Genomic DNA, 21,432 nt, shown 5'->3' with positions numbered 1-21,432 from the left:
ACGATTCGGCAGCGCTTCCGTTCGGCCGCGGCATTCCGGCCGGGTGTGCGGCGGACACCGGCGAGCGGAAGGACAAGGGGGGAACGAGGGGAGGAACCAGAACCGACAGCCGTTGCCTCCGGTTGTCGACAGGCCTACTTCCAGGCGGTTCTGTCCGTCACCACGATGCAGTACTTGCTCCACTTTCCGGTGCGTGAGGCGGAGACGGTGGGCTCCGCGCAGGCCGTGGCCCGGAACGTTTTGCCCACCGACACCATCGGCGTGTACTGGTCCTTGCCGTACTCCACGACGGCGCTGCGGGCCGAGCCGCCTTCCACCCGGACGGTCACCACGTCCCCCACTTCCGCGCTGGTGATCCGCCCCCACACGACCCCGCAGCGCTTGCTGTGCCGCACGTGCAGCGAGACCGGGTTGTCCTTCGGCGGGAGCCAGGTGACCGCGTCGGCGGAACACCCCTCCTTCTGCGGGTCCTTCCCGTCGCATCCGGCTCCCGGGCAGGTGGCCGGTACCGGCGGGGGCGGAGAGAGCCAGTCCTGCAACGCCCCGGTCAGCAGGACCGGTACCGCACCGCCCACCACGGCCGCCGCGACCGCCACCAGGAGGGCGTGCGTACTGTGCGCACGCAGCCAGCGCCACACCCGGCGCCGCGGCGACCGGTCCCGCGTGCTGTCACCTTCGGCCTCGACCTCGGAATCACTCACCCTGCCTCTGCCTCCCGGAGCCCTCCGCTGCCCCACCAGCATCGGCGGCTCCGCGGCGCGCCGTAAGAAAGATTCACGCCCCGTGCGAAGTCCCCTCCGGGGCCCGGCACATGAACATTGCCGGCGCGGCACCGGGGTGAGACGCCTGCGGCGCGCGCCGGGGGCGCTCAGCTTCCGGTGTGCGCCAAGTGGCGATGTCAGGGCGTGCGCGCGTCGTTTGCCGCTCGCGACCGGAAGGTAAAGAACAGGTATAGCGGCAGGTGGGGCAGGGCCTGCCGGACGACACACCAGGGGTACCGGTGGAGCCGACCGGTAAGCCGGGAAACAGAGGTGAGGGGGAGGAATCGTGTTCGACCTCAAGGCCGAGGCGGAAATGCGCCTCTTCTCGGAGAAACTGGCCAGGGAATTCGCCGGGAAGCGTCCCGGCGCGCAGGAGCACGCGGGCGACCGCGCCGCGGCGGATTCTCCAGCGGACGGGCGGAAGCCCTCGGACACGGCGGACGCGCCGTTCGCCGCGGAGATACCGATGGCCGCGGAGGTGCCGGATGCCGCAGAGGTGCCGGGTGCCGCGGAGGTGCCGGATGCGATGAAAGCGCCGGGCGCAGCGAAGGCCCCGGATGCGTTGGATCCACCGGACGTCGCGAGAGCGCCGTGCACCGTGGAGGCATCGGACGCGGCGGGCGCGAGCGAGCCCCTTCCCGCCGGTACGTGAGCGGCCGCACGGTCAGGTGGCGCCCCGGGTCGGCCGTGGGTCGTCGGACGGAAGGTGGCTGGTGACCCGTTCGTCCTCCGGTGGCGCCGCGGCTGGCGGGGATCGGTCGCTGTCCGGTACGGGCGGCGGCGCAGCGCGGCCCGTAGGCGATGGACGGCGGGGTCGGCCCAACGGGCGGTGAGTGTGCCGAGGACGACCGTCATCAGTACGTAGGCCGTGGCGATGGGGCCGATGCGGGGTTCCGTCGCGGTGGCGAGTCCGTCGATGACGATGGAGAACTCGCCGCGCGCCACCAGCGCGCCGCCCGCGCGGAGACGGCCGCGGGGGGCGATGCCAGCGCGGCGGGCCGCGTACCAGCCGGTGAGGATCTTCGTGGTGGTGGTGACGGCGGCGAGCAGGAGGGCGGGGAGCAGCACCGGGGGGATGGCGGCGGGGTCGGTGGACAGGCAGGAGAAGACGAAGAAGACCGCGGCGAACAGGACACGCAGCGGGGTGAGGAGGGTACAGGCGCCTGCGGCGGCCTCGCCGGACAGGGCGATGCCGACGAGGAACGCGCCGACGGCGGCGGAGGCCTATGCCGCTGGGCGACTCCGGCGACGAGCACGGTCAGGCGCAGGACGACCAGCAGGAGCATCTCGGAGTTGCGGGAGGAGACCGCGCGGCTGATCAGCCGGCCGTGGTGCAGGGCGAGGTAGAGGACGGCGGTGGCGAGGGCGAGGGCGATGAGCAGGGTGATGCTGCCGCCGGCGAACGACGCCCGGCCAGCAGGACGGTGAGCAGCGGCAGACAGACGGCCATGGAGAGGTCTTCGAGGACCAGCAGGCCGAGGACGACCGGGGTTTCGCGGTTGCCGAGGCGGCCGAGGTCGGTGAGGGCCTGGCGACGACGCCGGAGGAGGAGATCCGGCTGATGCCCGCGAGGGTGACGGCGACCACCGGGCCCCAGCCGAGCAGGATCGCCGCCCCCGCTCCGGACAGTGCGTCGAGGGCGAAGTCGACCGCGCCGGAGGAGTACTGGGTCTTGAGGCTGGTGACGAGTTCGGAGGCGCTGTATTCCAGGCCGAGGAGGAGCGGGAGGAGGATGACGCCGATCTCGGCACCGACCGCGTGAAGCTCTCGCTGGCGTCCAGCGGCAGCACTCCGCCCTGCCCGAAGGCGAGTCCGGCCAGCAGGTACAGGGCTATCGGGGACAGCCCGATGCGGCCCGCGAAGCGCTCGGTGAGGCCGAGGGCGAGGATGAGGGCGCCCAGTTCGATCAGCAGTGCGCTGGTGTCGTGCACGGTCGGCCTCCGGCGATGATCGCGGCCAGGGTGTCGACTCCCTCGCGGGTGCCGACCGCGACGGGGGTGTCGCCGATGGCGAGCCGGAAGTCGGGGCCGTGATCTTCCCTCAGGCCACGCCGGACAGCCACGCCCCAGTCCCGCCCAGCCCGTCCGCCCACCCCAGATGCTCGACCTGGGCACGGGAAGTGCGACCACGCCGGGCCTTCGCCGACTGGTGTTCGTCGCAGTCGGTACGGATCAGCCGCTTGAACCGCGGATATGCGGTCCTCTCGATCGAGGTCACAGGCCCCCCGCCCCGGACAGCGTCCAACGTCACCACCGACGACGCCGAACCGAACGGATGACGAACCCGATGCGCTCAACCCTTCAAGGTCATCCCGTGGTGGGTTTCTGGCATATCTGGGTCACGCCCCTTATGGCTGCCTCTCGCGTGCGCACCCGGCGGCCGGTGCCCGCACCCCACGGGATCTCCGGTCAGGCCCGCCCCGCGGCCGGGACGGCGAGCCGCACGGGACGTAAGGTAAGGGTGACCTTACCCACCACCGGCCAGCTCCGGTGCTTCGCTCCCCGCGCCACCGACACGGAGACCGCCTCGATGACCGTCACCGCCCCGCCCTCCGACACCCCCGGCACCCGCCCCGGGTACCACGGCCCTCCCCGTGCCGCGCGTCACCGACGAGCGCGTCGTCCGCCGGGCGGCCGAGTTGTCCGGAGCGGAGTTCTGGCGGGCGGTGGAGCGCGAGGGCACGCCGCTGACCGGCCCGGACCCGTACGGTGCGGCGGACCACGCCCTGGTCACGTTCCTGTGGCGCGGCTCCCCCGCCACCCGTGCGGCCCTGGTAACGCCCAACAAGCTCGCCGATCCGCGCGACCCGGCCGGCAACCTCATGGAGCGCGTCCCCGGTACGGACGTGTGGCACTGGTCGGTGCGGATGCGCCGCGACTGGCACGCCACGTACACGCTGTGTGTGGATGAGGGCGACGGTCCGGCCGACGACGACGCCGCGTACTGGACGTGGCTGCGCACACAACGGCGCGTAGATCCGTTCAACCCGCTCTCGCTCGCGAGCCGTTGGGGCGGCGCTCCGGCCTCCTGCGTCGTGCTGTCCGGCGCGCCGGACAGCACGGAGTGGCGGGAGCGGCCCGGCATTCCCCGTGGCACCGTGTCCGTCCACACCGTCCGCAGCGCGCTGCTCGGCAACGAGCGCCGGGTGTGGCGGTACGTGGCCGCGGGCGGTACGGCAGCGGGCGCGGAGCTGCCCGTCCTCGTCCTCCTGGACGGGGAGATGTGGCAGCCGGGGCTGGACGTCGCCACCGCGCTGGACAACCTCGTCGCGGACGGGCGGATACCGCCGCTGGTCGCGCTGCTTCCGGAGTCGCTGGGCGCGGACACCCGCTGGGCCGAGATGACGTGCGACCCGCGGTTCACCGGCTTCCTCACGGACGAGCTGCTGCCCTGGGCGGCAGCGGACCTGCCGCTGACCGCCGACCCGGCCCGTACCGTCGTGGCGGGCCAGAGCCTCGGAGGCCTCACCGCCGCGTACGCCGCGGTGTCCGCGCCCGACCGGTTCGGCTGTGTCCTGGCGCAGTCCGGTTCCTTCTGGTGGCCGAACGGGCCGGGCGCGCAATGGCTGACCGGACGGATAGCGGAGTCCGCGCGGCTGCCGGTGCGGTTCCGGCTGTCGGCGGGTGAGCAGGAGTGGGTCGCGCTGCCCGCGAACCGCCGGCTGCGCGACACCCTGGCGGCGAAGGGGTACACCGACGCGGTCTACCGCGAGTTCAACGGCGGCCACGACTACCTGTGCTGGCGTTCGGAGCTGGTGGAGGGGCTGTGCGACCTGCTCGGTCCGGGGACGGACGGGTCCTCGGCCGACTGACGCCTTCGGGCCCGGCCGCACCCCAGCGGCCGGGCCCGAAGGCGTCCCCAGGGCGGCTCCGCCGCACCGGGAGTGTGCACGGCGGAGCCGGTCTCAGTGGGAACGCGTCAGGCTGATCCGGTGCACCGAGTCGATCCGGTCTGCTCCGGCGGCGGACTTGTCCACGACGTAGGCCGTGCCGCGGCGGACCGTGACGTGGTTCGGGTTGGGGCCGGTGGCCAGGTCGGCCAGGACGGTGCCGTTCTTCGGGTCCACGACGGTGGTGGTGCCGCTGCCGCGGTTGGCGACGAAGACCCGGCCGGAGCGGTGGTCGGCGGCGACGGAGATCGCGCCGGCACCGGTGGGGACGGTCCGGGTGACGGTGCCCTTGCGCAGGTCGACGACCGAGAGCGTGCCCGCGGCCTGGTTGGCCGTGTAGGCGGTGCGGCCGTCGGCGGACAGCTCGATGCCGATGGGGGCGTCACCGGTGGGGATGAAGCGCAGCTCGGCCTTGTACGGGCTGACCGCGATGATCCGGTCGTTGGTCAGGTCGGTGGTGTAGGCGGTGCCGGTGCGGGTGTCCACGGCGAGTCCGGCGGTGCCCGCGCCCTCGACCTTGACGCGCTTCTTCTCCTTGAAGGTGCGGGTGTCGAAGGCGACGACCGTGCCGTCGCCGAAGCCGCTGGCCCAGGCGAGGTCGTGGCGCTTGTCGACGACGATCTCGCGGGCGTGGGCGACGTCGGGCAGGGTGGCGAGGTGCTTGCCGGTGCGCTGGTTGTAGACGGCCACGGAGTTGTTACGGGTGTTGGTGGTCCACACGGTGTCGTGCTCGTCGTCCACGGCAACGCCGTAGACCGCCTCGACCGCGCCGGTCGCCTGGTCGGTGACCGGCGGGGTGTACGCGGCCTTGGTCTTGAGCGTCTTCGGGTCGACCTTCAGCAGTCTGGACTGGGTGACCGGCGGCCGTCCGACGGCCGTCGTGGTCCACAGGACGTGGTGGCGCTCGGAGTAGGCGGACTGGTAGAGCCCGGTGGCCAGTTGCGCGGTGTCCACCCGGTAGGACGCCTGGTGCGCGGGCCGGTCGTGGGCGACGGCGGTGCCGCTCACCGCAAGGGCGCTGCCGGCGGCGACGGCGAGGGCCGTGGCGCTGCGGACGAGGCGGCGGGAGGCGCTGCGGGGCTGCGGCGTCTTGGGGGCGCTCATGGTCTGGACTCCTCCTGAAGAGGCGGGCGAGACAGGGAAGCCGGGGGAAAACCACCCGACGCGGTCAAAGGTTAGCTTAGCCTTACCTAAGTTTCACTCCATCGGCGGCCGGCGGGACGCGGGAGGCGAGCCGGGCACACCGGCACGGCGTGCCCGACTCGCCCGTCCGGACGGCTCGTTCAGGCGTCCAGCGCGGCCAGACGTCCCGCGACCACCGCCGCGATCCCGTCCATCCAGCGCGGCTGCGTCATCTGCGGGTGCAGACAGTCCACGTCGTGGTTGGCCAGCCCGCCCTGGATGTACGGCGTCCAGGCGTCCCGCGTCAGCCAGTCCTCGGCGCGCGGGGCGGCGGCGGTGAAGAACAGCGCGTCGCCGGTGAACACGCGGTGCTGGTGTTCCCGCATGAGACGCGCGTTGTTGACGACGATGTCGACGACGGCGGACAGCGTACGGTCGGACAGCCCGGCCAGCGCGCTGCCCTCACGGCGCAGCGTCTCCAGCACGTCCTCGCGGGTCAGCTCGTCCGTCCGCTCGAACCCCGCCATCCGCAGCAGGGCGGTGAGCGCGTCGGTCTCCTTGGGGACGGCCTGGTCGCGCCACTGGTCGGAGGGGTAGGCGTCCAGCAGGGCGAGGAAGTCGACGCGCTCCCCGCCTCCTGGAGCCGCACGGCCACGGTGTGGGCGAGGACGCCGCCCACGGACCAGCCGAGCAGCCGGTACGGGCCGTGCGGCCGGACGGTACGCAACTGCCGTACGTAGTCCGCGGCCATCTCCTCCATCGTCGCCGGAAGCGGCTCGTCCCGGGCCAGACCGCGCGCCTGGAGGCCGTACACCGGTTGCGCGGGATCGAGCCGCGAGAGCAGGCCCGAGTAGCACCAGCTGATGCCGCCCGCCGGGTGCAGGACGAACAGCGGTACGCGGTCGCCTGCCGGGCGCAGCGGCAGCAGGACGTCCAGGGCGTCACCGCCCGCCCCGTCGCCGTCCAGGCGGGCGGCGAGCGCGGCCGGGGTGCGGTCCTGGAAGAGGGCGCCGATGGCCAGGCTGGTGCCGAGCGTGTCCCGTACCCGTGCCATCAGACGGGCGGCCAGCAGGGACGTGCCGCCCAGGTCGAAGAACGCGTCGTCCACGCCGACCCGGGGCAGGCCCAGCACTTCGGCGAACAGCCGGGTGAGGGTCTCCTCCCGGTGGGTGCGCGGGGCGCGGCCGGGTCCGGTCTCGAAGGAGGGGGCCGGGAGCTGTGTGCGGTCCAGCTTGCCGTTGGGGCTGAGCGGGAACGCGTCCAGGGCGACCACGCTGGTGGGCACCATGTGCTCCGGCAGGGTGCGGGCGAGCGCGGCGCGCAGCTCCTCCGGGTCGGGCGGGGTGTCGCCGTCGCGATGCTCGTACGTGACGTAGCCGGTCAGCCGCTGGTCGCCGGGGCGGTCCTCGCGTACCACGGCGCAGGCGGCGGCGACGGCGGGCAGGGCGGCCAGGGCCTCCTCGATCTCGCCGAGTTCGACGCGCTGGCCGCGCAGTTTGACCTGGTGGTCGGTGCGGCCGAGGTAGAGCAGTTCGCCGCGGTCGGTCCAGCGGGCGAGGTCGCCGGTGCGGTACATCCGGTCGCCATCGGGCCCGAAGGGATCGTCGACGAAGCGGGTCGCCGTCAGGCCGGGCCGTCCCAGGTACCCGTCGGCGAGCTGGGTACCCGCGAGGTACAGCTCACCGGGGACGCCGGGCGGGCAGGGTTGCAAGGCCGCGTCCAGGACGTACAGGCGGGTGTTCCAGACGGGCGCCCCGATGGGCACCGGCCCTTCACCGGCGGGTGCGCACGCGTGGTACGTGACGTCGACGGCCGCCTCGGTGGGGCCGTACAGGTTGTGCAGTTCCACGTCCGGCAGGGCGCGCGCGAACTCCCGAGCCGTCTCGCGCGGCAGCGCCTCGCCGCTGCAGAACACCCGGCGCAGCCCGGTGCAGTTCAGCGTGTCCGGCTCGGCCAGGAACATCTGGAGCATGGAGGGCACGAAGTGGCAGGTGGTGACGGCCTGTTCGCGGATGACGCGGGCCAGGTACGCGGGGTCCCGGTGACCGCCGGCCTCGGCCACCACCAGCGTGGCGCCCTGGCGCAGCGGCCAGAAGAACTCCCACACGGACACGTCGAAGCCGGAGGGCGTCTTCTGGAGCACCCGGTCGCCCGGCTCCAGGCCGTACTCCCCTGCATCCAGCGCAACCGGTTGTCGATGGCCCGGTGGCTGACCACGACGCCCTTGGGGCGGCCGGTGGAGCCGGAGGTGTAGATGACGTACGCGGGGTGGTCCGGGGTGAGCGGGCGGGGCGGGACGGTTCCGGAGTACGGGTCCAGGTCGAGGCCGTCCAGGACGACCACCGGCAGTTGCCCGTCGGCGGGCACGCGGTCGGCCCGGTCGGTGACCACGCACACGGGCCGCGCGTCGTCGAGCATGTACGCGAGCCGGTCGGCGGGGTAGTCGGGGTCCAGCGGCAGGTAGGCGCCGCCTGCCTTGAGGACGGCCAGCAGGGTGCGGACGAGGTCGGCGGAGCGCGGTACGGCGACGGCGGCCAGGGTGCCGGGCCGGACGCCCAGGGACGCCAGATGCCGGGCCAGCCGGTTGGCGCGGGCGTCGAGTTCGGCGTACGTCCAGGTGGTGTCCCCGAAGACCAGCGCGGTGGCGTCGGGGGTGCGGGCGGCCTGTGCCTCGATGGGCCCGATGAGCGTGGTGGGCGGCAGGACGCGGGCCGTGGCGTTGAACTGCTCCAGCACCAGGGACCGTTCGGCCGCGGTGGCGATGCCGTGCTCGCCCTGGGGGACGTGCGGGTCTGCGTGCGCGAGGCGGGTCAGCAGGTCCAGGAACCGTTCCTGGTGGTGGCCGAGGTCCGTCTCCTCGTACAGCGCGGGGTTGGCGTCGTAGTCGAGGCGGAGGCCGCGGCCGTCGGCGCGGTCGTAGACGTTGACGGTCAGCTCGTCGACCGGGCCGGTGGACAGGTTGTGCGCGGTGGCCGGGACGCCCGCGAAGTCCAGGCCGTAGTCGAAGGGCATGACGTTGACCAGCGGTCCGACCAGCGCCCGGTCGGCGCCGAGCAGGCCCAGGTCGCGGCGGATGTCCTCGTAGCGGTAGCGCTGGTGGCGGCGGGCCGCGCGGATGCCGAGGACGACCTGGCGGGTCAGTTCGGCGAAGGTGGCGCGCGGGCCGGCGGTCAGCCGCAGCGGCAGCACGTTCATGACCATGCCGGGGACGCGCAGCGCCACCGAGCCCATGCGGCCCATCATCGGCAGTCCGAGGACGACCTCTTCGGCGCCGGTGGCCCGGGACAGGTACAGCGCCTGGGCGGCGATCAGCACGTCGGGCCAGGTGGCGCGGACCGAGGAGGCCAGTTCCTTGAGCCGCTCGGTGACCTCGGGCCTCAGGTACGCGGTGCGGCGCAGGTGCGTACGGGAGGGCAGGGCGGTGCGCCCGGCCAGGTTGACGGCCTCGGGCCGGTCCGCGAACGCCTCGTTCCAGTGCTGCCGGTCGGCCTCGTACGTGTCCGAGGCGCGGTACGCGGCGTCGTCGGCGACCAGGTCGGTGAGCCGCCCGAAGGGGTCGGGGCCCACGGGTTCGCCGGATGCGAGGGCCGTGTAGACCTCGGCGGTGCGGCGGGCCAGCAGCGAGTAGCCGAAGCCGTCCATGACGACGTGGTGGACGCGCTGGTACCACAGCCAGCGGGTGTCGCCGACCCGGAACAGCGCGTGCGCGAACAGCGGCCCGGCGGCCAGGTCGAACGGTTCGGCCAGGTCGGCGTGCATCCAGGCGCGCGCCGCGCCGTCCGGGTCGGCCTCCGCGCGCAGGTCCGCCAGATGGAGAGGCAGCGGCGCCGGGCCGGTGGTCAGCGGGAGCTGGCGGGGGCCCTCGGGCGTCTCGACGATGCGTACGCGCAGCGCGTCGGCCTCGGCGACCACCTGGTGCAGCGCGTCGGAGAACAGCGCCGGGTCCACCGGGCCGTGGATCTCCAGGTACTCGGCGGTGTTCTGCGCGGGGCTCGCCGGATCCAGGGCCTGGGCGTACCACAGGCCGGTCTGGGCGGCCGTCAGCGGCAGGCCCTCGGCGGTGAGGTGACGGCCGTCCGCGGTGGCGTCGAGCAGCGCCGTCACGAGTCCGCGCCCAGGATGCGGGCCCACGCCTCGATGGCGGGCTGCTCGGCGAGGTCCACGAAGCCGGCCCGGGTGCCGTGATCGCGCCGCCACCGCTCCAGGAGCGCCATGATGCGGACCGAGTCCATGCCGTAGTCGACGAGGTTCTCGTCGACGGGGATGTCGGCCGGGTCCTCGCCCAGCACGTCGGCGACGTCCGCGCGCAGGTGGTCGATGGTCAGAGCCATGACAGGTGGTTCTCCTTGAGGGGTGGGCCGGTGGTAATCGGGTGCGGGGTGCCGACGGGCGGCCGGGGCTCGCCGGTACGGACGGGCGGCCGGGAGCCGCGGCCACGGGTGGGCGCCGGGCCGGACGAAGCCGTGCCCGTCCGGCCGGGCGCCGTGCGTCACTTGGCCATGGCCTTCTCGATGTCGTCCAGGACGGACAGGGCCGCCAGGCCACCGCCGAGGCTGGTCCACTTGGAGCCGTCGACCTCGGTGGCGTGGCCCTCGCGGACCGCGCGGAGCTGACGGTAGGCGGGCTTGGTCTTCAGCTCGGCGAACAGGTCGGCGTCCTTGCCCTTGGCGGCGAGGGTGCCGATGAACAGCCAGTCGCCGTCGATCTGCTTGATGTCCTCGTCGCTGATCGGGGTGGAGTGGCCCTGCCCGCGGTCGTTCTGGATGCCGGGCCGCTTGAAGCCGAGGTTCTTCAGGACGTCGCTGATGAACACGCCCTGCTGCATCACGGCGGTGCCCTTGGCGGAGTAGCGGGCCACGGAGACGGTGGCGCCGGCGCGCGGGCCGAGCTTCTTCTTCAGGGCCGCGGCCTTGTTCTCGTAATCCGTGAGGAAGGTCTTGGCCTCGTTCTGCTTGCCGAGGACCCGGCCGGTGAGGTCGAGCGCCTTCTTCCAGTCCTTGTCCTTGCCGATGGTGACGACGGTCGGCGCGACGGCCTTCAGCTGCTGGAGCACCTTCGGGTCGGCGAGCTGCCCGGCGAGGATGACGTCGGGCCCGGCGCGCAGCACCTTCTCGATGTCGGGGCCGGTGACGGCGCCGACGACCGGCATGCCGCCGGCCCGGCCGGCGAGGTATCCGGGGGCGCCCTTCTGGCCGCGCCCGGCGGTCAGACCGATCGGTTTCACCCCGAGTGCCAGCGCGGAGTCGAGGTCCATCTCGCTGAGCGCGACCACCTTGGCGGGCTTGGCGGGAACCTCGACCTCGGTGCCGGTGGCGTCGGTGACGGTGACCTTGCCGGCGCCGCCGGTCGTCGCCTGCCCGGAACCGGACTCGTCTCCTCCGCAGGCGGTGAGGGCCAGCGCCAGGGCGGTGGTGACGGCGGCCGCCGCGGTCCGGCGGACGCGCGGCAGGGTGTGCGTGGACATGTGTGTGGTCTCCGAGTGGTGAAGTCCGGCGCCGGGGCGGCGTCTGACGGAACAGCGGGTGCCGGGCATGCCGGGACAACCCCGGTATCCGGGCCTGTCGGGCGACGAAAGCCCCGGTCAAACCTTAGGTTAGGCTAACCTTATGTTGGTTGCGCAAGAGGCCGGGGCCCCCGTGGGCGACACCCAGCCCCCTCCGTCACGGGCGCCCGGTCACCGCCGGCGCATCCTGACCGCCGCGGTCGCCCTGACCGTGCTGCTGGCCGCCCTGGTGCTGCTGTCCCTGCTCATCGGCACCGGATCCAGCCCCCTCGCGCGCGCGTGGGACTTCCTCATGGGCGACCCGACGGCCCGCGCCGACGCCCAACTCCGGCTCGCCGTCCTCGACGTACGGCTCCCGCGGACCCTCGCCGCCGTCCTCGTCGGCGTCTCCCTCGGCGCCGCCGGCTGCCTCCTCCAGGCCGTCACCCGCAACCCTTTGGCCGAAACCGGACTGCTCGGGGTGAATTCCGGCGCCGCGCTCGGCGTCGTCATCGGCCTCACCTACTTCGGGGTGAACTCCTCCTACGCCCTGCTCGGCTGGGCGCTAGCCGGCGGCATGGCCGCCAGCGCGGTGGTCCTGCTGCTGGCCGCCTCGGGCCGGGCCGCGGCGTCCCCGCTGCGGCTGGTGCTCGCCGGCTCCGCGCTCGGCGCCACCTTCCACGGCATGACCTCGTACGTCCTGCTCAGCACCCAGTCCACCTTCGACACGTTCCGCTACTGGACCATCGGCTCCCTGGCGGGCATCAAGACCTCGGACACCTACCCGCTGCTCCCCCTTGTCGCGGCCGGTCTGCTGGTCGCCTTCGGCGCCGCCCGCCCGCTGGCCGCCCTCGCGCTCGGCGACGACAGCGCACGGTCCCTGGGGCACCGCCCCGGGCTGGTCCGCGTGGTCGTCGCGGGGGCCGTGACCCTGCTGGCCGGATCGGCGGTGGCGCTCGCCGGCCCGATCGCCTTCCTCGGCCTGATGGCCCCGCACGCCGCCCGCGCCGTCACCGGCCCCCGGATCGCCGCGCAGCTCGCCCTGTCGGCGCTGATCGCCGCCGATGTGATGATCGCGGCGGACATCTTCGCCCGGGTCGCCATCCGCCCCTGGGAGACCCCCGTGAGCGTGCTCCTCGCCTTCGTCGGCGGGCCGTTGCTGATCTGGATCGCCCGCTCCCGGCGGATGTCCACGGCGGGAGGCACGGCATGACGGATCCGGCACACGGAGCGGCGGCGGAGCCGGCCACGGACGGCCGGAAGGCGGCTGTCCCCTCCCCCGCGGACCCCACGGACCCCACGGCCCCCGCGACCCGCACAGCTCCCGCAGCTCCCACAGCCCCCGCTACGGCCGTCACTTCGGACGCGGCCCCCGCCGCCGACGTCACGCCGCCCGACAGCCTCGTCCTGCGGACCGGCGCCTTCTCCTGGCTCTTCCCCCGCCGGGGCTCACTGGTCGCCGTCGCGCTCGGCGTGCTGATCCTGGTCCTGGTCGCGCTGGGTACGTTCGCCAGCTCCACCGGCATGAGTTTTTCCGAGACGCTCGCCGGCCTGTTCGGCACGGGCGACCCCGCGACGGTGATGCTGGTCCAGGACTTCCGGCTGCCCCGGATCGCCGTCGGCGTCCTGGTCGGCGCGGCACTGGGCATCGCCGGCTGCCTCACCCAGACGCTCGCCGGCAACCGGCTCGCCACCCCCGACCTCATCGGTGTGAACGAGGGCGCCACCGCGGCCGTCGTCGCCTCCGTCGTCGGCTCGTCCACCGGCATGATCGGCGAGTGGTGGCTCGGGCCGGTCGGCGCGGTGCTGGCCGCCGCGCTGGTGGTCCTGTGCGCGGGCGGCGCGGGCCATCGGGGGCACCGCGTCCTCGTCGTCGGCATCGGCGTCTCCACCGTCGTCGGGGCCGTCACCGACCTCGTCATGTCCCGTCAGAACGACAACACGGCCGGTGGCGTCTTCCTGTGGACGGTCGGCAGCCTCAGCGGGCGCGACTGGTCGGTGGGGACGCCGCTGCTGCTGATCCTGCTCGGACTGCTCCCGTTCGCCCTCGCCGCCGGGAACCGGCTCCAGTTGCTGCGCTTCGACGACGACACCGCCGCCGGGCTCGGGGTACCCGTACGGCGGATCCGCGCACTCGCCCTGACACTCGCGGTGGTCCTCTCCGGCGCCGCCGCGGGCATCGGCGGCCCCATCGCCTTCGTCGCCCTCGCGGCTCCCGTACTGGCCGACCGCCTCGGCGGCCGGGCGCGCGTGCCGGTACTGGCCTCCGGCCTGGTGGGCGGCGCGCTGATCGCCGGCGCCGACGCGCTGGGCCGGGTGATCGCCCCCGTGGAGATTCCGGTGGGCGTGGTCACCAGTGTGCTCGGCGGCCCCTTCCTGCTGTGGGTCCTCTTCCGCCCGGACCGGAGCGCGGGCCGCCCGTAGGGGCCTGTGTCATGCCGGGCGGGTGACGGTGACGGTTGCGCCCGGGCGCCGGGGCTACGGGGGCAGGTGCGGGAAGCCTGGCCGGCGCCCCGCGTCACCGACGGGCCACCGGAGTACCGCTTTCCCTGTCCGCGCCCTTGCCGAGCGCTACCGTGAGGAGTGCGCTGTTGGACCGTCCAGAGCCGGGTGGAACCGACCGCCGTGACAGTCGCGGACAGGTCAGGTGAGAGGCGAGGCGGCCGGCAGTTCCTGTCAGCGGGCATCAGCGGTCCCCGAGACCGGACTTCCTTCTCCCACCGCCGCGGGCGCGCGCCGGCCCCCGCTCCCGCGTCGTGGAGGCGGGAGCCTGCCGGTCGGCGGCCCTTCATGCCCGCGACCGAACGTGCGGCGCGCATCGCCGAAACGGTGCGCGCCCTGGTACACCGCAGCGCGGACTTCGATCCGCTGGAACTGCCGCACGACCTGACCGGACACGCCACGGCCCTGCTGCTCACCGGTGAGCACGGCGCCGGGCCGCCCCTGCACCGCGCCGAGGCCCACCAGGCCACCGGCGTCCTCGCCGTCCAGCTCCGCATCGCCCTCGACCAGGCCCTCCTGCGGCTGCGTGGCCACGCGTACTCCCAGGACCGCGCCCTCCTCGACGTCGCCCGCGACATCATCGCGCACCGCCTGCGCCTCGACGACGGCTCGTCGTGACCGTCCGGCACGACCGGAATCCGACGGGTACAGCCGGGGTACGACGGGCACCGCACCCCGGTCCCTGACGGGCGGCGTCGGCCCACCGACCACCCAGGTGCCCCGGAGAGAATGCGCGCCCCGGCGGGAACGGCTGTGCTGGAGGTCCAGCTACCGGCTCCCTCGTACCCAGGAGTGATCTGCATGCGTGTACGTCTCACCCTCGCCGGCGCGGTGCTCGCCGCGGCCGTCGTGCTGCCCGCGGCCTCCGCCGCCGTGGCCGACGACAGCCCGGCAGGCACCGCCCCGAAGACCGGCGTCGGCCCCGGCGCCGGTCCGGCCGGCACCGATTTCGGCGCGGTCCCCCAGGCCAACCGTGAACTCGTCGGCCGCATCATGACCGGCCTCGCCTGAGCCCGCCCCCGTTCGGACGCGGCACGCGACCGGGCGGAGGTGCCGGCCGCGCCGGAGACCCCGGCAGGCGCGGGAGCATCAGGCGACGCGAAGACGGAAGACCATGTCCGGGGCGTCGCCCTCCACGGCCGCGCCGTCCGCGTCCGTCACCGACACCGTACGCAGCCCGGCCCCGGCGGCGAGCTTCTCGAAGCCGGAGCGGGTGTACCAGTGCAGCAGCCACGGACGTTCCACGACAGTGGGCCCGTCGGGGCCGTGACGTTCGTAGCGCAGCACGGCGGTCCTGGTGCGCGCGATCTCGTCGCGCTCCTCCGACACCATGGAGCACCGCAGCTCGGCGCCGTCGTCGGCGGGGGCGGTGCGGACCTGACCGATCCGGTCGGCGGGGGTCGGCGGCGGGACGTGCAGCGGGATCAGCGCGGTGCCGTCGTCGGCCAGGTGACGGCGGATGCCGTGCAGAGCGGCCGCCGCGACGCTGTCGTCCGGCAGCAGGTTGAAGGTCGGCCCGGCCTGGAAGACCGCCTGGAACCGGCGTGACAGGCTGAGCGCTTCCATCCGCTGGTGGTGGACGGTGACGATGAGGCCCGCCGCGTCGGCCCGGCGGCGGCAGCGTTCCAGCATGTCGGCGGAGGAGTCGACGCCTTCGACGTCCAGCCCGGCGCGGCGCAGCGCGAGCAGCGGATCACCGTCTCCACAGCCCAGTTCCAGGGCCGGGCGGCCCACTTCGCGGAGGAAGGCCGCATAGCTCTCGGGATCCGGGGAGAACGACCGCAACGGGGCGAAGGACTCGGCGACGAGGCCGGTGTAGAAGTCAGCTGGGTGCACGGACGTTCGCCGGCCCTTTCGGTGGGGGATCGACTTCGCGGACCGGAGCCGAGGGCCGCTGCCGCGAGGTGACGGCGGCGACCGCCGACGCAGGGTAGGTGCCGTGAGATCACCATCGCCAGCGATTTACGCCCTACTTGGCGAGATACCCGCCGTCCACCACGTGGTCGCTGCCGGTCATGTACGAGGCGTCGTCGGACACCAGGAACGCGATGAGCGCGGCGACCTCGGCCGGCTCCGCGGTGCGCTGCAACGGGACGGACGCGATGAGGTGATCGGTGCTCCCGGGCGGCAGCGAGGTGACCATCGGGGTGCCGACGACGCCCGGTGACACGGACAGGACCCGGATGCCGTGGTTCGCGTACTCGCGGGCCGCGGTCCGGGTCAGGGCGAGGACGCCCTGCTTGGCCGCCGCGTAGGCGGCGTGGCCGCGGAAGGCCGAATGGGCGGCGATGGAGGAGAGGTTGACGATGACGCCGCCGGTCGCGGCCATCGCGGGGAGCTGGCAGCGCATCGCGTAGTAGACGCCGTAGAGGTTCACCTTCGTCACGGTGTCGAAATCGGCGGGTGACAGCTCCGCCAGCGGCGTGAGGGGGCCGCTGATCCCGGCGTTGTTGACCGCGATGCGCAGGCCGTCGCCCAGGGTGGCGGCCTCCTTGACGACGCCGGTGACGCTGTCCAGGTCGGTCACGTCGACCCGGCGGGCCAGGGCGGTGCCGCCGGCCGCGGTGATCTGTCCGGCCACCCGGGCGGCACCGTCCTCGTCGAGGTCCGCCGCCACCACCACGGCGCCCTCCGCGGCCAGCCGCTCCGCACACACGGCGCCGATTCCGGAGGCGGCGCCGGTCACCAGGGCGACCCGGTCCCGCAGCCGTCCGGGCAGGGTTTCGTCGTCGGGCGTGTGCAGGGGCGTCGACATGTGCGGCTCCTCTGGGTGGGGCGGGTGCGAGGCGGAGGTGGTGGGATGCGGTGGAGAGGGCTGGGGTGACCGGCAAGGGACAGGTGCGGTCGGAGAGCGGCGGATACGGTCAGATGGTGCGGGCGTGCGCCGTCAGCGGCAGCCGGTCCGGACGCAGGACGGTGCCGACCAGGGGCCGTACGGGCACGTCGGAGACCGGAACCAGACGCCGGTTTGCAGTGAACGCGGCTACCGCCAGGGTCAGTTCCGTCCAGGCGAAGTCCTCGCCGATGCACAGCCGGCTGCCCGCGCCGAACGGCAGGTAGGTGTGCCGCGGCGGCTTCGCGCCGGCGTCCGCCGGCCAGCGGTCGGGGCGGAAATGGTCGGGGTCCTCGTACAGTCGCGGGTCGTGGTGCAGGGCGTACGGGCTGAAGAACACCTCGGCGCCCGGGGCGAGCCGTACGCCGCCGAGCGTGACCGGCCGTACGGCGCGGCGCATCAGCAGCCACGACGGCGGGTGCAGCCGCAGTGTCTCGGTCAGCACCTGCCGTGTGCGGACCAGTGCGGGCACGTCCTCGAAGCCGGGCGGCCGTCCCGCGAGGACGGTGTCGAACTCCTCGTGCAGGCGCCGCTGGACGTCGGGGCGGCGGGAGATCTCGTAGAGCGCCCAGGCCAACGAGGCGCTGACGGTGCCGGTGCCGGCCAGGAAGAGGGTGATCAGCTCGTCGGTCACCTCGGTGTCGGTCAGGGCGCCTTCCGGGCCGCCCGCGAGCAGGAGCATGGAGAGCAGGTCGCCGCGGTCCCGGCCGTCGGCACGGTAACGGTCGATGATCCGCTGCTGGACGGCCACCAGCCTGCGCAGCGGGCCGGCGTCCGGCGGCCGCCAGCCCGGCAGCAGCGGAAGGCGCTGCGCCCAGGCGTGCAGGGGCGACAGGGCGAGGCGCATCGAGTGGTACTTGACGGTCAGCCAGTCCTTGACGGCCGCGCGCAGCTCGGGGTCCTGGGGGTCCGCGAAGAGGGTGCGCAGCAGGATGTCGAGGGTCAGGCGGTGGATCTCCGGCACCAGGTCGAGCGGGGTGCCGGGTTCCCAGGCGGCGGCCCGCGCCAGGGAGCGTTCGGACATGACGCGGGCGTAGCCGGCGATCCGGTCGTGGTGGAAGGCGGGCTGCAACGTACGGCGGTGGCGGAGATGGCGGTCCCCGGCAGCCGTGATCAGCCCGTCGCCCAGCGGGACGCGCAGGGCGTCGAACATCGCGCCCTTGTCGAAGGAACGGGCCTGGGCGGTCAGCAGTTCCCGTACCAGCTCGCCGGAGTTGACGACGTGCACCGGCCGCGGGCCGATGTAGACCTTCGTCACCGGCCCGTGGTGCCGCTGCTCACGGACGAAGCGCAGGGCGTCCCGGTGGAATCGCAGGGCGTGCCCGGCCAGCGGTACCCGGCCGGGGGCGACGGGCGCTCCGGCGGGGGCGTCGGCGGAGGTGCGCGCGGGGCGCGCGGCCGGTCGTGCACCGCTCCTGTTCACGTCGGCCCTCCTCCCGTCCGGCCGCAGGACAGTTCCTCCCCGTGCGGCCGGAGGCAGCCGCCTCGCGCGGCGGCGCGTAGCCTGCGCTGCCCGGCGAAGAGGCCCTCCACGGTGAACGCGTGGGTGTGCGTGGGGAAGTGGGTGAGGAGCGGCCGCGGGCCGTACATGAGCGGTACGCCCGGCCAGGTGCCGTCGTCGCGCTGGGTCTCCACGAGGTAGGCCAGGCCCGGCGCCCAGAGGGCTTCGTCGCGGAGGCCGCCCCGCTCCAGGGCTGCGAGTGCCAGGCCGGTGGCGGCGGGGGTGCTCGGACCGCCTGCCTCGACGGGCCAGCCGCCGTCGGGGTTACGGGTTTCGGCCAGCGCGCGGGCGGCGGGATGGCCGTCCGGCGATGCGGAGGCGTCGAGGGCGGGCAGGGCCTCGGCCGTCGCGTACGCGAGGCCCCGGTACCAGCCGGCGTGCCAGCGTCCCTGGCCGTCGAGGCGTTCGGTGAGCCAGGCGCGTGCCGTGCTCAAGTCCACGCGGTGGCGGCCGGAGTGGCAGGCCAGCGCGGTGACGACGTGGGCGATCACGTCGTCCACCGGGGGATCTCCGGCGGACTGCCAGGTTCGCCAGAGCCCGTCGTCCCGCTGCTGCCGGGCCAGGTGCCGCACCCCGGCCCGGATCACCCCGCCGGGAGCGCCGCTCGCGCCGTGCAGGGCGATCAGGGCGGCCCCGGTGGTGTCGTTGTCGGACTCGACGCCCGCGCGGTACGGCCAGCCGCCGTCCGGGTTCTGTGCCGCGACGAGGTATCCGACGGCGGCGGGCAGCGCGTGGCGGTCGAAGTCCGCCGCGCCCCGGAAGGCGCGTACGGCCAGCGTCGTGTCCCAGACGTCGCTGGTGGAGAAGCGCCAGGTGCCGTCGGCGTGTTGGCTGGTGAGCAGGTACTCCGTGCAGCGGCGGGCGGCGGCGGTGCCGGGAGCGGCGGCCTGGAGGGCGAGCCCCGCGAGGGCCGTGGTGACCGGATTGGCGAAGAAGTCGCCCGCCGGGGACTGCTGGTCGGCGATCGTACGGGCGGCGTACAGGGCGGCCCGCCGGTCCCCGAAGTGGGCTGCCACGAGGGCGTGCGCGGACCAGAGTTCCACGCGCGACCAGCGCTTGAGCCGTCCCGGAGCGGCGACCGCGGTGGCCAGCCGCGTACGCAGGGCGTCGGGTCCGGCGCCGCCGCGGACCGTCCGGCCGGTGTGCAGGGCGAGGACCTGGAGGAGCCGGGCCCGGGCCGACAACGCCGGGTCCTCGAAGGCGGGGTGGCTGACGTCGACCGGCTCGTCGGTGCCCAGCGCCAGGGACAGCAGCGCGCTTTCCACGGCACGGGCCACCGGGTGATGGTCCTGCGGGGCGGCCCCGGCGGCGAGCCAGGCCCGGCCCCGTTCGGCGGCGTGACCGGCGCCGGGCTGGGGTGACCGCGCCAGGGCCAGCGTGCACAGCGCGGTCTCGGTGATCCGGGGGTCGGGGGTGGCGAGCCATGAGCCGTTGTCCCGCTGCGTGGTGAGGGCGTGCCGGGTGGCAAGGGCGAGGGAACGGTTCACCCGTGGTACGAGCGTGGGCGACAAGCGGGCGACCGGTAGGTGCGGTAACACGCGTCCTGCTGACATCTTGCCTCGATTTCTGGTGGTCCCGCCTGTACTTGGTGCGTACACGCCGTCAACGCGACGGCCGGTCCCGCGTACTGTTGAGCGGCCGGGGAACGACCGGGCGGCCCGGCCGTGCGCGGCGGCTCCGGGGCACGTCGGGACGCGGGGCGGCGGACCGCGTCCGGACCCGCGCGACGTAGCCTGGCGGCGTGCACACCTCACGGCCGGCCGGCCACCTTCCCCGGGAGATCGTCTCCATGGCGGACACATGCTCCGCCGCCTTGCAGAACATGCCCAGACTGGAAAACTGGCTCAAAAAGCTCGGTTTACCCGTGGACACCGCGCTGGTCCCCCTCATGTGCCTGCAGACGGCGTTCTTCACCCCGTGGCTGCCGCCCGAAACCTGTCTGCGGATGTCCCGGCTGACGGTCTGGCTGATGGCGATCGACAACGTCCTGGACGCGCCCGGAGCGCCCGGCACGCCGGGCCCGGACTGGCCCGCGGCCCGCGTCGACGACTGGCACCGGATCCTCGACGGGCACGACGACGGCAGCGACGATCCCGTGGCGCGCGCTCTGGCCGAGATCGTCCGGGACGTGGACGGAAGCGGACGGCCCGAACGCGTCGCCATGTGGCGGGAAAGCATGCATCAGACCCTGACCGGCATGCGGTACGAACACGAGACGGCCCGGACGGCGGCCGCCGGCGGCGCGGCGCCCCCGCTGGCCGACTACCTGCGGCACGGCGCCTGGAGCATCGGCATCGAACAGCAGGTCACCGCCCTGTGGGCGTTTCTGGACGAGCCGGACCCGGCCGGGCGCAGCCTGCCGGTGCTGCGTACCGCGCTGCACGAGGCCGCGATCGCGATCCGCCTGCTCAACGACCTCCGCGGCCACCACCGGGAGCAGGCCGAGGGCAAGCCGGACGCCCTGGCCCTCGGCCTGACCGAACGGGAGGCGTACGAGCGGGCCGACGCGGGGCTGGAAAGCTGCCTGCGGACCCTGGCTCCGCTCAGCACGGCCGGGTACGGTTCCGCGGTGGCGCTGGAGCAGGTGGTGATCTGGCACGCACGGATGTACCACCGCTTCGACCCCGTACGGCCCGGCCGGACCACCTCCCCTCCGCTGCCGGGCAGTACCGCGCCCGCCCCGCCCGTCCCCCGGCCGAAGGAGGCCCCGCCCATGGGTACCGAGCAGGAAGTCTTGGACGCCGTCGCGTCCGGAGGCACGTACGACACCGCGGAACTCGCGGACCTCTTCGACCGGTTGGAGCCCGTCGGCACCGGGGACCTGCTCGGCACATGGCGCGGCGGTGCCTTCGAGCACACCAGCGAGAACGCCGCGATGCTGGCGAAGATGCGGTGGTACGGCAAACGGTTCGTCGACGCCGACCACGTGGAACCGCTGCTCTGCCGCGACGAGGACGGCACGGTCTACTCATACACGGAGATGGGCCTGGCCTCGCTGCGTGAGGTCGTCCACCGCGGCAAGCAGTCCGCGGCGATGGTCTACGACCAGTTGCCCATCATCGACCACTTCCGCCGTCTCACCGACGACGTCCTGCTGTGCGTGATGGACAAGAAGGGCGATCCGGAAGACTTCTACTTCCACCTCACGCGCGTACCGGACACCGAGCTACGGGACTGACGTCGGGCCGCCGATGACCGGGGCGCCGGGACGCCCGCACCGCCCCCGCCGCCGTGGTCGTGCCAGGCGGCCGCCAGCCGGCGTACCGCTTCGGCCAGCCGGTCGGCGCCGGCGAAGAAGGGGATGCGGAGGAATTCCCGCTGCCTCCCGAGGCGTCCAGTCCC

Annotated in this window: 17 protein-coding genes and 2 pseudogenes; 7 read left to right on the top strand and 12 right to left on the bottom strand. The window is 73.8% G+C overall.

Annotated elements, in window-relative coordinates:
* Positions 1–134 precede the first annotated feature (134 nt).
* Positions 135–701 (bottom strand): DUF2690 domain-containing protein, encoded by a 567-nt coding sequence (locus ACEXOX_RS41500; protein ID WP_406526641.1) that lies wholly within the window; start codon positions 699–701, stop codon positions 135–137.
* A gap of 346 nt (positions 702–1,047) precedes the next feature.
* On the opposite strand from ACEXOX_RS41500, the gene ACEXOX_RS41495 reads away from it, so the two are divergent.
* On the top strand, positions 1,048–1,413 hold the full coding sequence (locus tag ACEXOX_RS41495) for a hypothetical protein (protein ID WP_406526710.1): 366 nt from the start codon (positions 1,048–1,050) through the stop codon (positions 1,411–1,413).
* A gap of 137 nt (positions 1,414–1,550) precedes the next feature.
* Here the strand turns inward: ACEXOX_RS41495 and ACEXOX_RS41490 are convergent.
* The 3 genes and pseudogenes from ACEXOX_RS41490 to ACEXOX_RS41480 form a co-directional block, all read right to left on the bottom strand.
* Positions 1,551–2,692 (bottom strand): annotated as a pseudogene (locus ACEXOX_RS41490) (cation:proton antiporter); the annotation flags it as partial.
* A complete protein-coding gene (locus ACEXOX_RS41485) occupies positions 2,668–2,823 on the bottom strand; it encodes a hypothetical protein (protein WP_406525827.1) in 156 nt (51 codons plus the stop codon). The pseudogene ACEXOX_RS41490 and the gene ACEXOX_RS41485, both read right to left, overlap by 25 nt.
* Positions 2,802–2,978 (bottom strand): hypothetical protein, encoded by a 177-nt coding sequence (locus ACEXOX_RS41480; protein ID WP_406525826.1) that lies wholly within the window; start codon positions 2,976–2,978, stop codon positions 2,802–2,804. The genes ACEXOX_RS41485 and ACEXOX_RS41480 overlap by 22 nt, the downstream gene beginning before the upstream one ends.
* Before the next feature lie 376 nt (positions 2,979–3,354).
* Between ACEXOX_RS41480 and fes the strand changes: the two genes are divergently transcribed.
* On the top strand, positions 3,355–4,572 hold the full coding sequence (gene fes / locus ACEXOX_RS41475) for an enterochelin esterase (protein WP_406525825.1): 1,218 nt from the start codon (positions 3,355–3,357) through the stop codon (positions 4,570–4,572).
* Between the two features lie 93 nt (positions 4,573–4,665).
* On the opposite strand, the gene ACEXOX_RS41470 is transcribed toward fes, so the two are convergent.
* The 4 genes and pseudogenes from ACEXOX_RS41470 to ACEXOX_RS41455 form a co-directional block, all read right to left on the bottom strand.
* On the bottom strand, positions 4,666–5,754 hold the full coding sequence (locus tag ACEXOX_RS41470; protein ID WP_406525824.1) for a YncE family protein: 1,089 nt from the start codon (positions 5,752–5,754) through the stop codon (positions 4,666–4,668).
* 179 nt (positions 5,755–5,933) lie between these two features.
* Positions 5,934–9,876 (bottom strand): annotated as a pseudogene (locus tag ACEXOX_RS41465) (amino acid adenylation domain-containing protein).
* Positions 9,873–10,103 carry a phosphopantetheine-binding protein gene (locus tag ACEXOX_RS41460; RefSeq protein WP_030018483.1) on the bottom strand — a complete coding sequence of 77 codons (231 nt, stop codon included), beginning with the start codon at positions 10,101–10,103 and terminating at the stop codon, positions 9,873–9,875. Before ACEXOX_RS41460 ends, ACEXOX_RS41465 begins: the two are co-directional and overlap by 4 nt.
* 158 nt (positions 10,104–10,261) lie before the next feature.
* Positions 10,262–11,236 (bottom strand): ABC transporter substrate-binding protein, encoded by a 975-nt coding sequence (locus ACEXOX_RS41455; RefSeq protein ID WP_406525823.1) that lies wholly within the window; start codon positions 11,234–11,236, stop codon positions 10,262–10,264.
* A 142-nt stretch (positions 11,237–11,378) separates the two neighbouring features.
* Here ACEXOX_RS41455 and ACEXOX_RS41450 point away from each other — a divergent pair, with 142 nt between their 5' ends.
* From ACEXOX_RS41450 to ACEXOX_RS41435, 4 genes are all read left to right on the top strand, one after another.
* Positions 11,379–12,467, top strand: a complete 1,089-nt coding sequence (locus tag ACEXOX_RS41450; RefSeq protein ID WP_406525822.1) for a FecCD family ABC transporter permease — start codon at positions 11,379–11,381, stop codon at positions 12,465–12,467.
* Positions 12,464–13,678 (top strand): FecCD family ABC transporter permease, encoded by a 1,215-nt coding sequence (locus tag ACEXOX_RS41445; protein WP_406525821.1) that lies wholly within the window; start codon positions 12,464–12,466, stop codon positions 13,676–13,678. Before ACEXOX_RS41450 ends, ACEXOX_RS41445 begins: the two co-directional genes overlap by 4 nt.
* Positions 13,679–14,044: 366 nt before the next feature.
* A complete protein-coding gene (locus tag ACEXOX_RS41440; RefSeq protein ID WP_406525820.1) occupies positions 14,045–14,374 on the top strand; it encodes an ANTAR domain-containing protein in 330 nt (109 codons plus the stop codon).
* A gap of 183 nt (positions 14,375–14,557) precedes the next feature.
* Positions 14,558–14,767, top strand: a complete 210-nt coding sequence (locus ACEXOX_RS41435) for a hypothetical protein (protein ID WP_406525819.1) — start codon at positions 14,558–14,560, stop codon at positions 14,765–14,767.
* Positions 14,768–14,845: 78 nt separating this feature from the next.
* On the opposite strand, the gene ACEXOX_RS41430 is transcribed toward ACEXOX_RS41435, so the two are convergent.
* The 4 genes from ACEXOX_RS41430 to ACEXOX_RS41415 form a co-directional block, all read right to left on the bottom strand.
* A complete protein-coding gene (locus tag ACEXOX_RS41430; RefSeq protein ID WP_406525818.1) occupies positions 14,846–15,592 on the bottom strand; it encodes a class I SAM-dependent methyltransferase in 747 nt (248 codons plus the stop codon).
* A 133-nt stretch (positions 15,593–15,725) separates the two neighbouring features.
* Positions 15,726–16,511, bottom strand: coding sequence for an SDR family NAD(P)-dependent oxidoreductase (locus ACEXOX_RS41425; protein ID WP_406525817.1), 786 nt, complete (start codon positions 16,509–16,511; stop codon positions 15,726–15,728).
* A 109-nt stretch (positions 16,512–16,620) separates the two neighbouring features.
* Positions 16,621–18,012: a cytochrome P450 gene (locus ACEXOX_RS41420; protein WP_406525816.1), complete on the bottom strand. Its 1,392-nt coding sequence runs from the start codon at positions 18,010–18,012 to the stop codon at positions 16,621–16,623.
* Complete coding sequence (locus ACEXOX_RS41415) at positions 18,009–19,577, bottom strand: prenyltransferase/squalene oxidase repeat-containing protein (protein WP_406525815.1); 1,569 nt, start codon at positions 19,575–19,577, stop codon at positions 18,009–18,011. Before ACEXOX_RS41415 ends, ACEXOX_RS41420 begins: the two co-directional genes overlap by 4 nt.
* 254 nt (positions 19,578–19,831) lie before the next feature.
* On the opposite strand from ACEXOX_RS41415, the gene ACEXOX_RS41410 reads away from it, so the two are divergent.
* Positions 19,832–21,268 (top strand): DUF4334 domain-containing protein, encoded by a 1,437-nt coding sequence (locus tag ACEXOX_RS41410; RefSeq protein WP_406525814.1) that lies wholly within the window; start codon positions 19,832–19,834, stop codon positions 21,266–21,268.
* Positions 21,269–21,432 lie beyond the last annotated feature (164 nt).

It is taken from the genome of Streptomyces sp. Ac-502 (assembly GCF_045222935.1).
Lineage (GTDB): Bacteria > Actinomycetota > Actinomycetes > Streptomycetales > Streptomycetaceae > Streptomyces > Streptomyces monomycini.
Note: the sequence above shows the minus strand (reverse complement) of the source record. Positions and strands in the feature narration are given on the sequence as shown.

What these genes read in the sequence shown, in the direction of transcription:
- ACEXOX_RS41470 (WP_406525824.1), bottom strand. Translation starts at nt 5,754, where the DNA reads ATGAGCGCCCCCAAGACGCCGCAGCCCCGCAGCGCCTCCCGCCGCCTC.
- ACEXOX_RS41460 (WP_030018483.1), bottom strand. Translation starts at nt 10,103, where the DNA reads ATGGCTCTGACCATCGACCACCTGCGCGCGGACGTCGCCGACGTGCTG.
- ACEXOX_RS41455 (WP_406525823.1), bottom strand. Translation starts at nt 11,236, where the DNA reads ATGTCCACGCACACCCTGCCGCGCGTCCGCCGGACCGCGGCGGCCGCC.
- ACEXOX_RS41450 (WP_406525822.1), top strand. Translation starts at nt 11,379, where the DNA reads ATGTTGGTTGCGCAAGAGGCCGGGGCCCCCGTGGGCGACACCCAGCCC.
- ACEXOX_RS41445 (WP_406525821.1), top strand. Translation starts at nt 12,464, where the DNA reads ATGACGGATCCGGCACACGGAGCGGCGGCGGAGCCGGCCACGGACGGC.
- ACEXOX_RS41440 (WP_406525820.1), top strand. Translation starts at nt 14,045, where the DNA reads ATGCCCGCGACCGAACGTGCGGCGCGCATCGCCGAAACGGTGCGCGCC.
- ACEXOX_RS41435 (WP_406525819.1), top strand. Translation starts at nt 14,558, where the DNA reads ATGCGTGTACGTCTCACCCTCGCCGGCGCGGTGCTCGCCGCGGCCGTC.
- ACEXOX_RS41425 (WP_406525817.1), bottom strand. Translation starts at nt 16,511, where the DNA reads ATGTCGACGCCCCTGCACACGCCCGACGACGAAACCCTGCCCGGACGG.